Here is a 13,801-nt window from a genome sequence, read left to right on the forward strand (position 1 = left end):
AGGCTCACGGAAACCACAAGGAGGTGGTCCGGAAATGGCGAGCATCAAGGATGTCGCGGCCCAGGCAGGAGTCTCTGTCGCCACGGTCTCCCGCGTCCTGAACAGTCATCCCTCCGTCAGCCCGGACGCACGCGGACGCGTCCTCGCCGCCGTCGACGCGCTCGGCTACCGGCCCAACGCCGTGGCCCGCTCGCTGCGCACCGACCAGACCCGCACGCTCGGCCTCGTCATCAGTGACGTGCTCAACCCGTACTTCACCGCGCTGGCCCGCTCCGTCGAGGAGGAGGCCCGCGCGCTCGGCTACAGCGTGATCATCGGCAACGCCGACGAGCGGCCCGAGCAGCAGGACCACCACGTGCGCACGCTTCTGGACCGCAGGATCGACGGACTCCTGGTCTCGCCCGCCGACGGGGAGTCCCCGCTGCTGCTGGACGTCGCGCGCACCGGCACCCCGATGGTCTTCGTCGACCGCTGGATCCCCGGCGTGGACATCCCCGTCGTGCGCGCGGACGGCCACCGGGCCATCCAGGACCTGGTCACCCATCTCCACGCGCTCGGCCACCGCAGACTCGCCATCATCGCGGGCCCGGCGGCCACCACCACCGGCAACGAACGTGTCGAGGCATTCCGGGAAGCGATGACGGCACACGGACTCGCCCTGCCCGACGCCTACATCGGGCAGGGCGACTTCCAGGCCGACAGCGGCCGGCGCGTCACCGAGCACTTCCTGTCGCTCCCCGAACCGCCCGAGATCGTGTTCGCCGCCGACAACCTCATGGCGCTCGGTGCCCTGGACGCCATCCGCGCACGTGGTCTGCGTGTCCCCGAGGACATCGGCATCGCGGCCTTCGACGACATCCCCTGGTTCGTCCACACCGGCCCGCCGATCACCGCGATCGCCCAGCCGACGGGCGAGCTCGGCCGTGCCGCCGTGCGCGCCCTCATCGACATCGTCGAGGGCCGCCCCCCGCAGTCCGTCACCCTGCCCGCCAGCCTCGTCGTACGCAGCTCCTGCGGCGAGCGCACCACCGATTCAGGGAGCAACGAGTGAGCCAGTCAGTCGAGTTGCTGCGCATCGAAGGCGTACGCAAGACCTTCCCCGGCGTCGTCGCCCTGGACAGTGTCGACTTCGACCTCCGCAGCGGTGAGGTCCACGTCCTGCTCGGCGAGAACGGCGCGGGCAAGAGCACCCTCATCAAGATGCTCTCCGGCGCCTACCGCCCCGACGCCGGCCGGATCTTCGCCGGCGGTGAGGAGGTGCGCATCCACGGCGCGCAGGACGCCGAGAAGCTCGGGATCGCCACGATCTACCAGGAGTTCAACCTGGTGCCCGACCTGACGGTCGCCGAGAACATCTTCCTCGGCCGGCAGCCGCGCCGCTTCGGCATGATCGACCGACGGCGCATGGAGGCCGACGCCGAAGTGCTCCTGCGCCGGGTCGGCCTGCACATCTCGCCGAGGGCCAGGGTCCGTGAACTGGGCATCGCCCGGCTGCAGATGGTCGAGATCGCCAAGGCGCTCAGCCTGGACGCACGCGTCCTGATCATGGACGAGCCGACCGCGGTCCTCACCTCCGAGGAGGTCGACAAGCTCTTCGGGATCGTGCGGCAGCTGCGCGCGGACGGCGTCGGCGTCGTCTTCATCACCCACCACCTCGACGAGATCGCGGCCCTCGGGGACCGCGTCACCGTCCTGCGCGACGGCCGCAGCATCGACCAGGTGCCCGCCTCGACACCCGAGGCGGAACTCGTCCAGCTCATGGTGGGCCGCAGCATCGACCAGCAGTACCCGCGCGAACGCACCGAAACGGGCGCGCCGTTGCTGTCCGTACGCGGGCTCACCCGTAACGGGGTGTTCCACGACATCAGCTTCGACGTGAAAGCAGGTGAGGTCGTCGGCCTCGCCGGGCTCGTGGGAGCGGGCCGCACCGAGGTCGCCCGCGCCGTCTTCGGCGCCGACCCCTACGACACCGGCACGGTCGACGTACAGGGCGAGCGGCTCGGCAAGCACGACGTGACCGCCGCCATGGGCGCCGGGATCGGGCTCGTCCCCGAGGACCGCAAGGGCCAGGGCCTCGTGCTCGACGCCTCCGTGCAGGAGAACCTCGGACTCGTCACCCTCCGCTCGGCGACCCGCTCGGGAATCGTCGACGTCAAGGGGCAGCGCACCGCCGCCGCCCGCATCGCCGAACAGCTCGGCGTACGGATGTCGGGCCTCGGCCAGCACGTCCGCACGCTGTCCGGCGGCAACCAGCAGAAGGTCGTCATCGGGAAGTGGCTCCTGGCCGACACCCGGATGCTGATCCTCGACGAGCCGACGCGCGGCATCGACGTCGGGGCCAAGGTCGAGATCTACCAGCTCATCAATGAGCTGACGGCCTCCGGCCACGCCGTCCTGATGATCTCCAGTGACCTGCCCGAGGTCCTCGGCATGAGCGACCGGGTCCTGGTCATGGCACAGGGCCGCATCGCGGGAGAACTCCCCGCCCACGAAGCCACCCAGGACGCCGTGATGGCACTCGCCGTCAGCGCCGCCCCCGTAACAGAGCCCACCGAGAACGCAGAGAACGCAGAGGAGAGCCCCCGTGGCCACTGACACGCATCCGAGCAAGACGGGCGCGGGCGGCGCCGGACACACCCTCCGCCGCCTCCTGCTCGACAACGGCGCCCTCAGCGCCCTGGTCGTCCTCCTGGTGGCGATGTCGCTGCTCTCCGGCGACTTCCTCACCACCCAGAACCTCCTGAACGTCGGCGTCCAGGCCGCGGTGACCGCGATCCTCGCGTTCGGCGTCACCTTCGTCATCGTCTCGGCGGGCATCGACCTGTCCGTCGGATCCGTCGCCGCGCTCTCCGCCACCGTCCTCGCCTGGTCGGCGACGTCCGCGGGAGTCCCCGTCTGGCTGGCGGTCATCATCGCCGTCGGCACCGGCATCGCCTGCGGCCTCGTCAGCGGGGCCCTCGTCGCCTACGGCAAGCTGCCCTCCTTCATCGCGACGCTGGCCATGCTCTCGGTGGCCCGCGGTCTGTCCCTGGTCATCTCCCAGGGCAGGCCGATCCCGTTCCCCGACTCCGTCTCCGTACTCGGTGACACCCTCGGCGGCTGGCTGCCCGTCCCGGTCCTGGTGATGATCGCCATGGGCCTGATAGCGGCACTCGTCCTGGCCCGCACCTACATCGGCCGTTCCATGTACGCCATCGGCGGCAACGAGGAGGCGGCCCGCCTCTCCGGACTGCGGGTCAAGAAGCAGAAGCTCGCCATCTACGCCCTGTCCGGCCTCTTCGCGGCCGTCGCCGGCATCGTCCTCGCCTCCCGTCTGGTCTCCGCCCAGCCGCAGGCGGCACAGGGATACGAACTCGACGCGATCGCCGCCGTCGTCATCGGCGGCGCCAGCCTCGCGGGCGGCGTCGGCAAGGCGTCCGGCACCCTGATCGGCGCCCTGATCCTCGCCGTGCTGCGCAACGGCCTCAACCTCCTGTCCGTTTCCGCCTTCTGGCAGCAGGTCGTCATCGGTGTCGTCATCGCCCTCGCGGTGCTGCTCGACACGCTGCGCCGCAAGGCCGGTTCCGGAGCCGCGTCCGCCGGAGGCTCGTCCGCCGCAGCCGGAGGGCCCGGGAAGGGCCGCAAGGGAGCGATGCAGGTCGGTGTCGCGGTGGTCTGCCTGGCCGCGCTCATCGCCGCCGTGACCTTCTTCAAGTCCGGTTCCTCAGGAGGCACCACCAAGGTGGGCATGTCGCTCTCCACCCTGAACAACCCCTTCTTCGTCCAGATGAAGGAGGGCGCGCAGCAGGAGGCCGAGTCGGCCGGGGTCGACCTCACCGTCACCGACGCCCAGAACGACGCCTCTCAACAGGCCAACCAGCTGGAGAACTTCACCAGTTCCGGGGTGGACTCCGTCATCGTCAACCCCGTGGACTCCGACGCGGTCGGCCCCGGTGTCCGCGGTGCCAACAAGGCCGGCATCCCCGTGGTCGCCGCCGACCGCGGGGTCAACAAGGCCGAGACCGCGACACTCGTGGCCTCGGACAACGTCGCGGGCGGCAAGCTCGCCGCGAAGACCCTCGCGGACCGGCTGGGAGGCAAGGGCAGCATCATCGTCCTGCAGGGCACCGCAGGCACCTCCGCCAGCCGCGAGCGCGGAGCGGGCTTCGCCCAGGGCATCAAGGCGTACCCCGACATCAAGATCGTGGCGACCCAGCCGGCCGACTTCGACCGCACCAAGGGCCTCGACGTCATGACCAACCTGCTCCAGTCCCACCCCGGCATCACCGGCGTCTTCGCCGAGAACGACGAGATGGCGCTCGGCGCGGTCAAGGCACTGGGCAGCAAGGCCGGGAAGTCCGTCTCGGTCGTCGGGTTCGACGGAACCCCCGACGGTCTGACCGCGGTCGAGGCGGGCACCCTGTACGCGTCCGTGGCCCAGCAGCCCAAGGAACTGGGGAAGATCGCCGTACAGAACGCGGTCCGGGCGGCCGACGGCAAGAAGGTCGGCAGCATGGTGAAGGTGCCGGTCAAGGTCGTCACCCGGCAGAACGTCGCCGACTTCTCCTGACCGTTCCACCCGACCGCTCTTCTGACCGTTTCGCCTGATCACGGAAGGTACTGCCCCGATGTACGGACACGATGACGCGGCGGCCCCCGCGCCCCCCCGGTACGACCTGCTGGTCGTCGGCTCGGCCAACGCGGACCTCGTCGTCGGCGTCGACCGCCGCCCCGGGCCGGGGGAGACGGTGCTAGGCACCGACCTCGTCGTCCACCCCGGCGGCAAGGGCGCCAACCAGGCCGTCGCCGCCGCCCGCCTCGGTGCCCGTACGGCGCTGCTGGCCCGGGTCGGCGACGACGCCCACGGGCGGCTGCTGCGCGCCTCGCAGCAGGACGCGGGAGTCGACACGGCCGGAGTCCTCGTCGGCGGGGCGCCCACCGGCGTCGCACTCATCACCGTCGACCCCTCGGGAGACAACAGCATCGTCGTCTCCCCGGGCGCCAACGCCAGACTGACGCCGAAGGACATCAGGGCGGCGGGGCCGCTGTTCGCATCGGCCCGCGTCGTCTCCGTACAGCTGGAGATCCCGCTGGAGACCGTCGCGGAGACGGCCCGTGCTCTCTCCCCGGGAGCGCGGCTGGTCCTCAACCCCTCCCCGCCCGCGCCGCTCCCCGACGAGGTGCTGGCCGCCTGCGACCCGCTGGTGGTCAACGAGCACGAGGCGCGGTTCATCCTCGGGGGCGGCGCCGGCGGCACCCCGGAGTCCTGGGCGCGCGACCTCACCGCTCTCGGGCCGCGCTCGGTGGTGATCACACTGGGCGCGGAGGGGGCGCTGGTCTCCGACACCCGCACCGGCGAGGCCGTACGCGTACCGAGCCCCGAGGTCCGCGCCGTGGACACCACGGGCGCGGGCGACGCGTTCACCGCCGCCCTCGCCTGGCGGCTCGGCCTGGGCGAGGAACTCACCGAGGCCGCCGCGTTCGCCGTACGGGTCGGCGCGGCCGCCGTCACCAAGGAGGGCGCGCAGGTGTCCTTCCCGACCGCGGAAGAGGTCTCTGCACTGTGAAGAAGTCAGGCATCCTGAACCGCCGCCTCGCGGGAGCCCTGGCCGGACTCGGCCACGGCGACGGCGTCCTGATCTGCGACGTGGGCATGCCCATCCCACCGGGGCCCCGCGTGGTCGACCTGGCCTTCCGGGCGGGCGTCCCGTCGTTCGCAGAGGTCCTGGACGGGCTGCTGGAGGAACTGGTCGTGGAGGGCGCGACGGCGGCCGAGGAGATACGGGAGGCCAACCCGGAAGCCGCCCGTCTGCTGACCGCCCGCCTCCCCGGCCTGGCGTACGTACCGCACGAGGAGCTGAAGGCGCTCACCCCGTCCGCCCGCCTGGTCGTGCGGACGGGGGAGGCCCGGCCCTATGCGAACGTCCTGCTGAGGTGCGGGGTCTTCTTCTGACCCCGCACCATGACCCCGCACCATGACCCCGCACCGTGACCCCGCTCCCTGATCCAGCCCGACCCGACGAGAGACCCTACGGCCGCAGTACCTCCCGGAAGGTGTACACACCGGACGGCTCCATCCGCACCAGAGCCATCGGCTTGCCGTCCGGATTGCCGTCCGAGGCGAAGGAGATGGGCCCGCTGAGACCCGCCACGGCGGCCCGGCCGCTGAGCTGGAGCAGCATCTGGAGCGTGGCGCCCGTGTTCACCTGCCCCTTGCCGTCCGGGCCCGCCGCGTTGCGCACGGACACTCCCAGCGTCCAGACCGCGTCGTGGCCCATGATCACCTGGCCGTCCTGGAGGACCTGCATCGTGTCGTCGGCCGCTCCGCCGAACTCCGCCCGGTACAGGGAGAGGAAGTCCGGCAGCGGGTTGTTGGCCTCGGCGTACAGGCGGCCTGCCAGCGCGGGGTGCGCCAGCGACGAGTACAGGACGGTCACCCGGCTGTCCGTCCACTCCTGACGGAACTTCTCCCGCCGCGACTCGCTCTCCAGCGAGCCGTAGTACGCGCCGACCGCGTCGTCGCCCGTGATCACCGTGACCGGGCACCTGCGGTCGGGCGCGGACATCGAGTAGATGAAGTTGCGGATGTCGACGCCCCGGCCCGCGAAGAACACCGCGTCGGGCCGGAGGTCGCACACCTTGTCGGCGACGGACGAGAAGGCGTTGGACACGCCGTCCACACCGGAGAGGAACTCAAGCGCGCTCCCGTCGAGTCGCAGACCCCGGTCGGCGGCCGCCCGGGTGAACGAGGTGGACATGGAGGTGTTGTATATGTCGTCCTCGTTGCGGTCGCGGATGACCGCGACCTTGAAGTCCGGGTCCTTCTCCTGCTGCTTCTTCAGGTAGGCGGCCGCGCCCCTCGCCTGGTCGCGGTTGGGCGCGGAGGTGCGGAAGAAGCCGGGCCGGGCCGCGTCGGAGAGGCTGTCCGCCGTCACCGTCGCGCCCATCATGGGGATACCCGCCTCGCGCAGGGCGTCGACGGCGTTCTGGGTGCCCCCGCGGCTCTGGCCGAAGCCGGCGACGGCGACGAGGCGGTTCTCGTCCTCGGACATGGCCACGAGATCGTCGGTGAGGGACCGCCACTGCTCGGAACGCAGACCGAGATTGCCGACGAGCAGGCGTATCTGCGGCAGGTCGCCGCGGCCTGCGCCCAGATCGGGGTCGTTCAGCTCGCGCTGTGCCAGATACGCGCCCATCAGCTCGCCGCGCAGGCCGTTCTTGGCCTCCTCCTCGCCCTTGACTGTGGTCACCGGCTCGACGTAGGCGAGGGAGACGTACTTCTTGCCGGACTTCTCGACGCGATCGTTCTCCGCCTTGATCTTACCCATGACCTCCTTCAGCAAGGGGTCGAAGGCGAACGAGCCGTCACTGACTCCGACGCACTCCTCGCGGGCCCCCTTCTTGAGTATCCCGGGCGCGCACTCCACCTTGTTGTGCTGCCAGGCCTTGAACGCCTCGGCGCCACCCCACACCGCGGCGGCCAGCACGACGACTCCGGCCACGATCCACGGTGCCTTGCGCCGGGGCGGGCGCGGGGGGACGAACGCGTCGTCGTCGTTGAGGGCTACCACCACGGCTTCCTTTCGTAGCGCTGTGCCATACGCAGCAGCACATGGCGGTCGTGCTCGTTGCCGATGGGCCGACGGAGCGTCAGGAACTCCTCGACGATGTCGGGATACAGCTCCGCGTACGGATCGCCCAGCGGGTCCCCGTACGGCTGCGCGGCACCGTCGGGCCGCGGATGCGGGGTGATCCACCCGGCAGCCAGCAGCCGGGTGATGGCACGGCGTGCGGGGTCGCCCCCCGCGACGCCGACGAGGCGCTCGTACCGGTCGCGGGCCGCTTCGGGCAGCGCTCCGTCCCAGCGGTACGGGGCACGCTGGAGCCAGGCCAGGTCGGCGCACCACTCATCAGCACCCGTCTCGTCGAACCGGTCCCGCAGATAGTCGACGGCCGAGCCGAGATCGTCCAGCGCCAGGTCGTGGTACGCCACGGCCCGCCGGTCACCCCGGGCCACGGCTGCCGCGCGCAGCGCCCCGTGCGCACCCTTCCACGAGCCCGGCCCGCCGTCCTCCTGCCCGTCCTCCTCCGGGGCGCCGTCCAGCCGGCGGAGCAGCAGGAAGCGGGTGAGCCGGTGCAGGGCGGGCAGACCCTCGTCGGGCTCGGGCACGGTCCGCAGGTCGTCCGCGCAGTACCCGACGAACTCCCGCAGCACCGGCTCCTGCCCCTCCCACAGTGATTCGCAGGTCTCCGCCCGGCCGAGGGTGACCCCCGCGGCGGCCCGCGGCATCAGCCGGGCCAGCTGCGCGGAACAGTCGCGCTGCAGCAGTTCGAGCAGCCCTGGTCCGGCGGACAGTGCGGGTACGGGCTGGACGCTGCCGTCCAGCGGGGCCAGACACCGGTGGACCCGAGCGTCCCACGGCAGGTCGGCGGGCATGCGGCGAAGCCCGTCGAGCACGGCGGCGGTGCCCGCGGGGTGGCCCCGGGTGATCTCGTACACGATCCAGCCGAGCCACTGCACCGCGTTGTCGGTGCGCGGCAGCACGGAACCGGCCGGCAGCGTGTCGAGCGCCGCGGCCGCCTGCGCCTCGACCTCACGGCGGCTGAGATCACGCAACTGCCCCGCCACCAGGAGCGGTCCGGCCGGCAGCGGCCGGAAGCGGGCGGACTGCGGCCAGCTCTCCCGGTAGTCGGGGCGGTGTCCGCTGCCGGTCTCCGCGCGCACGAGCGTCTCCGGACGCCTGCGCGCGGTGGCCACGACGAGAAGAGGGTCGGGGCGGCCGGAACGCTCGCGCGATTCGAGCAGGAGCGTGAGGAAGGCCTCGCCGACGGAGGAGTCCGCGTTGTCCAGGAGGGCGAGGCAGTGCGTGGTCCGCAGCCGGTCGGCGCGGCCGGAGGCGTAGGCGGCGCGCAGATCGGCCAGGAAGGAGTCGAGCAGCACCCGCTCGGCCTCGGCCCGCTGGGCCGGATAGCCGTGGTAGAGCCGGTTGACGCCGACCAGGAAGTCGGCCGTCGCGCCGCGCCCGGGTCCGGAGGCGGACGTCTCGGCCAGGCGGCGGCGCAGCCGCAGCCCGAGCCGCATGCGCACCCCGCCCTGGACGAGAGGGACCACGACGGAACTCCAGCCGGGCAGCCCCAGGCCGGCGAGCTGGGCGACGCCGTCGACGATCCCCTGCAACTCCTGGTACGAGTGCTCCCGCGCACGCCCCGCCCGCAGCGCCTCGGCCATGTCACGCACGGCCTGCTCACGGCTGCGCGCGTCCACGGCGGTGCCGACGGCGGCGAGCAGCGAGCCCAGCGCGGGAAAGCCCAGCCGGGGGATGCCGTCGTGATGGGCACTCAGCTGGAAGGCCGTCTCGATCAGTACGTCGATGGGCGTCCCGCCGTGCTCACCGACCGGCTCCGCGTCGATGCTCGCCAGCGGCACGCGCTGCGCCCACTGGCGAAGATGCCCGGTGAACGCGGTCTTCCCGCTGCCTCGCGGCCCCAGCAGCATGAGGACCGGAAGCGGGCGCAACGGCCCCTGCTGTCTGTTCAAGGTCTCGGCCACACGCCGGCGCACGGCGATGTCCCGCTCCGACCGGCCGGCTCTTTCGTCGACCATTCAGCTCCCCCCGCGGACTGAACGACGTTTCCTGCTCGATGTGCGAACTCACGTGCCAGGCAAGGCTAGAACTCACGTGCCAGGCAAGGCTATTCGCATAAGCGGCCCACTGTTCCCATGCCCGCACCGGGCGCTCTTTACGCGCCTCCCGTGCGCCCTTCACGCGCCCCGGGGGGCCGGTGCCGCCCGCGCCGAAGCCGACACGACGTGCCTCTGAAGCCGGGCGTGAGCGCCGGCCGGTCAGGATTCCGCCTCCGACTCCGCCTTCCAGTGCCGCTGTATCTCGAGCCAGTGCACGTAGCGCGGAGGTGCCCCGCGCAGGTCGACGCTGAGTGGGTAGGGGTCGTGCTCGTCCAGGATCAGTCCGCGGAGGAACTCGACCATGCCGCAGGTGAACAGGGTGAAGCCCTCAGGAGTGTGGCGCCCGGCGACCAGGACGGGCCAGCGGTCCGGATCCGGGTCGGTGGTGAGCCAGCAGAGGATGTCGGCCCCCGACGTGACGCCCCACGCGAGGATGTGGGCCGGGTCGATGTCGAGGCCCTCCTGGCCACCCAGCATCTCCCAGGTGTACCGGGCGTTCTCCGTCTCCTCCTCGAAGGTTCCGGGGTCCCACTGGATGTACTCCTTGGGCAGGGGCATCAGGACGCCGAGATCGTCCAGCAGCGAACCGGCGCCGTAGACCGACATGAAAGCCATGTAGTCACGCGGGAAGCGTGTGCCCCAACGTGCCTCGGCCGCCGCCCAGTCGATCTCCTCGTCCGCACCCAGATCCGTGGGCAGTGCCTTCACCAGCGACGCGATGTCTGTTCCGTCCTCCACGCGCATCCCCTCGATCGGATTGTCAAAGCATATGAGGCGGCACTGACAGTGAGGGCGATGAGTCGGCTGACGCCTGCGCAACTCGCGCTGTGTGCTCTAGGATTGTCCGTATGACTGCCGGGTCGGCCATGGGCCGCACAAGAGAGAGACGCCCGGCTGACGCGTGAGCGCGTGGCGGGCACGAGCCCCGCCACCCTGTTGTGTCATCCCGCCCGGCGCCCTGATGCGGCGCCCCTTCCCAGCGGAATCCACGACACGGAGACGTATCAGTACATGTCACACACGCAGCAGCACCCGGACAGCGCCCCGCAGGGCGTCGACGTCGTCCAACTGGACCACCACGCCGTATACGCCAGGGACCGCAGCCTGTCGGCCGAGTTCATCGCCGCGGTCCTGGGCCTTGAGGTCGGCGCTCCGTTCGGGCCGTTCCTGCCCGTCGACCTGGGGAACGGCGTGACGCTCGACTACTACGAGATGCGGGACGCACCGGTGCAGTCGCAGCACTACGCGTTCCTCGTCCCCGACACGCAGTTCGACACCATGATCGCCCGGCTCCGGACGCTCGAGGTCACCTACTACGCCGACCCCCGTCACACCGAACCCGGGCAGATCAACCGTCTCTTCGGCGGCAGGGGTGCCTACTTCCTGGACCCGGACGGCCACAACATGGAGATCATGACCCGTCCTTACGCCCGTCCCAGGTAGCAGCGCCGGTCATGCGTCCATGAGGTCGTCCACCAGCCGGGCCAGGGCCGAGGCCAGCGCTTCGAGCCCCGGACCGGCGGGGCCGCCCGGCTCGGTCATGTAGAGGTCGCGACGGATCTCGATCATCAGCGCGCCGACCCGGGGGTCCGTCCCGTAGTGCTTGAGCGGCACGTACGTACCGGGGAAGGGGCTGTTGAGCTCCGTGCCGAACCCTCCGAACGCAGCCTCCGCCCGGGCCAGGAGCCCGGGCGGGGTGTGGAAGCCGTCGGTGCCCAGACAGACCGGAGGGCGCGGGCCGGTGCCGTGGAGTTCGTACGGGAGCGCGGTGGCCGGGTAGGAGTGGACGTCGATGACGACGGCACGTCCCGTCGCGGCGAGCCGTTCGTCGACCGCCGCGGTCATCGCCCGTGCGTACGGGTGGAAGTAGCGGTCGAGCAGCGGCTCCGGATCCGTACCGGTCGGGCGGAGCGGCTCCCGGTGGGTGGTGCGGGTGTAGACCGCGCCCATACCGGCGGCCAGCATCTCCTCCCGGTCGTCGGGGAACCGCTCGGGGTCCACCACCAGCCGGGAGAGACAGTTGACGAAGCGCCAGGGAGGGACCGTGCACGCCTCGGAGGCCAGGGCTGCCAGGGGAGCCGTGTGGGAGTCCGTGATGTGGTCGAGTTCCGTCTCCAGTGCCCCGTCGTCCAGCACGATGCCGCTCCGCACCTGTTCCGGGATGGCCCGGGAGGAGTGCGGCACATGCAGCAGCACCGGTGATTCGACGGCGCCCGGGATGAGCTGGAACGGTGCGGACTCGGGGATCAACGGTCGGTCCTCGTCGGTCGTGAACGGCGGGCGGAACTGTGAGGGGACGGGCGACCGCCGCCCACTCCCGGGCGCCGGGCGGACCCGGGCCCCGGGAGCGAGTGCTACTCGGCCGGAGCGGACCGGGTCAGCCCGCCCAGACCTCGGCGTCGTCGGCGGGGACGGTGGACGCGAGCTTCAGTTCCTTGCGGGCGGCGACCGTCTTGCTCGGGTCGATACCGGTGAAGGCCACGTCGTAGGCGACGTAGAAGTCGTCCACAGTGCCGGCCGAGGAGGCATCCTTCCACGCGTCGGCGGCGCCCTCCAACTTCGTGCGGAGCTTGCCGGCCTCCGGCTGCTTCATGCCCTCGAGGCCTGCCAGATGGGTGCTCAGCGCCGTGGCGACGGCCTTGGCCTGCGCCTTGTAGCCGGCCAGGTCGTCCTCGATCTGCTCCGCTTCGGGCTGGTTGCTCCAGAACGCCTCGTAGACACCGTTGGAGCCCTTGAGGAACGCGAGCTGGTCGGCGTTCAGGGACTTGCTCTTGAGCGAGCCGGAGAACGTGCCCGACTCCTTGGCGTACGTGCAGCTCACGGCCCGGTCGCCGGTCTTCCAGCTCTGGCTCGTGGGGTAGTAGTAGAAGAGGTCGACACCCGCGGGCACCGCCCAGGTGTCGTTGATGAACTTCTCGGACTCCGCCGGGCACCGCTCGTCGGCGATCTTCGTCGCCCCGTCGTCACCGGGGTACTCCGACTCCCCTTCGATGTCGAACTCTCCGACGACCTGGCCCTTGTGGGCCTCCCCGCACGGCACGATCTCGACGCCGAACTCCTCGCCCTCGGTCGCCCCGCTGTTCGGGTTGTAGCAGTCGCCCGGAGCGAGGGAGAAGACCGACCGCTGACGCACGGCCTCTTTCGCGCCGGCCTTGGCGCTGTCGATGACGTCGGCGCAGCCCACCGCACCTATCGCGAGGAGGGCGACGGCTGCGGACATGCCGCGCACTGAACGGGACGTGACACCGGAATACATGACGTGGGCATCCTCAAACGGAAGAACTGTGAACAGGTGTGCGCATCGTATGGCATGAACGTGACCATGTTGTGCATGGGTGGTGTCCGGATGAAGCACCCTGCTCCGCACTGCGCGAGTAACTCCCGTACCTGCGCATTCGGCAGCCGTTTCCGCTCCCGGAGGCCCGGAAGCGGGAGTCGCGCGCGTAGTAGGTTGTGTCCGGATAGCGATGCCGCTGTGTGAAGCAGCGCGGAGCACCGAGGGGCGCCGTGGAGCGAGCGCCGCTTCAGATCACCAGCCCGGCGCGGCTGTCATCCAGTTCGCCCAACAGGCCGCAGGGCCGGACTCGGAGCACGCATGAGAACACTGCAGACCGTGACACTCCTCGCCTCGGCCGTCGGAGCGGCCCTGATGGCCGGGCTGTTCTGCGCCTTCGCGTACGCCGTCATGCCGGGCCTGTCCCGCACGGACGACCGGGCCTTCGTCCGGAGCATGCAGCACATCAACCGGGTCATCATCAACGCCTGGTTCCTCATCCCGTTCCTGCTGCCCCTGCCGTCGCTCGTGCTGGCGACGGTCCTCGCTGCGAAGGGCCACAGTCCGGGAGGAATGCCGTGGATCGTCGCGGCGCTGGTGCTGTACGCGGCGGCGTTCCTTGTCACCGGAACGCGGAACGTCCCGCTCAACGACACGCTCGACAAGGTGCCGCTCGACGTGGCCCCTGACCGTCTCAGGGACGCGCGCGCAGCCTTCGAGGACCGCTGGACCACCTGGAACACGGTCCGCGCCGTCCTCCACACGGCATCACTCGGCGCGCTGCTCTGGGCGCTCTACCTCCACGGCGCGGCCGCCGGGGAGTTGAGCTCGTAGGCAAGATCCCCGGCGCCCGGCGCCCGGCG

General features: G+C 70.9%; 12 protein-coding genes. 7 read left to right on the forward strand and 5 right to left on the reverse strand.

Annotated features, from left to right (window positions below; all coding sequences use genetic code 11):
• Positions 1–34: 34 nt before the first annotated feature.
• The 5 genes from BFF76_RS07770 to rbsD are packed head-to-tail and all read left to right on the forward strand — an operon-like array spanning position 35 to position 5,932.
• On the forward strand, positions 35–1,051 hold the full coding sequence (locus BFF76_RS07770) for a LacI family DNA-binding transcriptional regulator (RefSeq protein ID WP_031096116.1): 1,017 nt from the start codon (positions 35–37) through the stop codon (positions 1,049–1,051).
• Positions 1,048–2,595 carry a sugar ABC transporter ATP-binding protein gene (locus tag BFF76_RS07775; protein ID WP_065847735.1) on the forward strand — a complete coding sequence of 516 codons (1,548 nt, stop codon included), beginning with the start codon at positions 1,048–1,050 and terminating at the stop codon, positions 2,593–2,595. Before BFF76_RS07770 ends, BFF76_RS07775 begins: the two co-directional genes overlap by 4 nt.
• Complete coding sequence (locus tag BFF76_RS07780) at positions 2,585–4,549, forward strand: ABC transporter permease/substrate-binding protein (RefSeq protein WP_065847737.1); 1,965 nt, start codon at positions 2,585–2,587, stop codon at positions 4,547–4,549. The genes BFF76_RS07775 and BFF76_RS07780 overlap by 11 nt, the downstream gene beginning before the upstream one ends.
• 58 nt (positions 4,550–4,607) lie before the next feature.
• Positions 4,608–5,546, forward strand: coding sequence for a ribokinase (locus BFF76_RS07785; RefSeq protein ID WP_065847739.1), 939 nt, complete (start codon positions 4,608–4,610; stop codon positions 5,544–5,546).
• Positions 5,543–5,932, forward strand: coding sequence for a D-ribose pyranase (gene rbsD, locus BFF76_RS07790; protein ID WP_031096129.1), 390 nt, complete (start codon positions 5,543–5,545; stop codon positions 5,930–5,932). Before BFF76_RS07785 ends, rbsD begins: the two co-directional genes overlap by 4 nt.
• Before the next feature lie 76 nt (positions 5,933–6,008).
• Here the strand turns inward: rbsD and BFF76_RS07795 are convergent, their stop codons facing one another.
• The 3 genes from BFF76_RS07795 to BFF76_RS07805 all read right to left on the reverse strand — a co-directional run bounded on the left by BFF76_RS07795 (position 6,009) and on the right by BFF76_RS07805 (position 10,408).
• Entirely contained in the window at positions 6,009–7,553 is a 1,545-nt protein-coding gene (locus BFF76_RS07795) for an ABC transporter substrate-binding protein (protein WP_141695576.1), read from the reverse strand.
• The gene (locus tag BFF76_RS07800) at positions 7,544–9,583 is read right to left on the reverse strand and encodes a hypothetical protein (protein ID WP_065847743.1); all 2,040 of its coding nucleotides are present in this window, start codon (positions 9,581–9,583) and stop codon (positions 7,544–7,546) included. Before BFF76_RS07800 ends, BFF76_RS07795 begins: the two co-directional genes overlap by 10 nt.
• A 240-nt stretch (positions 9,584–9,823) precedes the next feature.
• Positions 9,824–10,408 (reverse strand): SMI1/KNR4 family protein, encoded by a 585-nt coding sequence (locus BFF76_RS07805; protein ID WP_065847745.1) that lies wholly within the window; start codon positions 10,406–10,408, stop codon positions 9,824–9,826.
• A gap of 267 nt (positions 10,409–10,675) precedes the next feature.
• Between BFF76_RS07805 and BFF76_RS07810 the strand changes: the two genes are divergently transcribed.
• Complete coding sequence (locus BFF76_RS07810; protein ID WP_031096138.1) at positions 10,676–11,107, forward strand: VOC family protein; 432 nt, start codon at positions 10,676–10,678, stop codon at positions 11,105–11,107.
• A 9-nt stretch (positions 11,108–11,116) separates the two neighbouring features.
• Here BFF76_RS07810 and BFF76_RS07815 read toward each other — a convergent pair whose 3' ends face one another.
• Together BFF76_RS07815 and BFF76_RS07820 are read right to left on the reverse strand one after the other, a co-directional pair.
• Positions 11,117–11,914 carry an N-formylglutamate amidohydrolase gene (locus BFF76_RS07815; protein ID WP_065847747.1) on the reverse strand — a complete coding sequence of 266 codons (798 nt, stop codon included), beginning with the start codon at positions 11,912–11,914 and terminating at the stop codon, positions 11,117–11,119.
• Positions 11,915–12,041: 127 nt separating this feature from the next.
• Positions 12,042–12,920 carry a septum formation family protein gene (locus BFF76_RS07820; protein WP_031096140.1) on the reverse strand — a complete coding sequence of 293 codons (879 nt, stop codon included), beginning with the start codon at positions 12,918–12,920 and terminating at the stop codon, positions 12,042–12,044.
• Between the two features lie 339 nt (positions 12,921–13,259).
• On the opposite strand from BFF76_RS07820, the gene BFF76_RS07825 reads away from it, so the two are divergent.
• Positions 13,260–13,772, forward strand: a complete 513-nt coding sequence (locus tag BFF76_RS07825; protein WP_065847749.1) for an anthrone oxygenase family protein — start codon at positions 13,260–13,262, stop codon at positions 13,770–13,772.
• Positions 13,773–13,801 lie beyond the last annotated feature (29 nt).

It is taken from the genome of Streptomyces mutomycini, assembly GCF_001700505.1.
GTDB lineage: Bacteria > Actinomycetota > Actinomycetes > Streptomycetales > Streptomycetaceae > Streptomyces > Streptomyces mutomycini.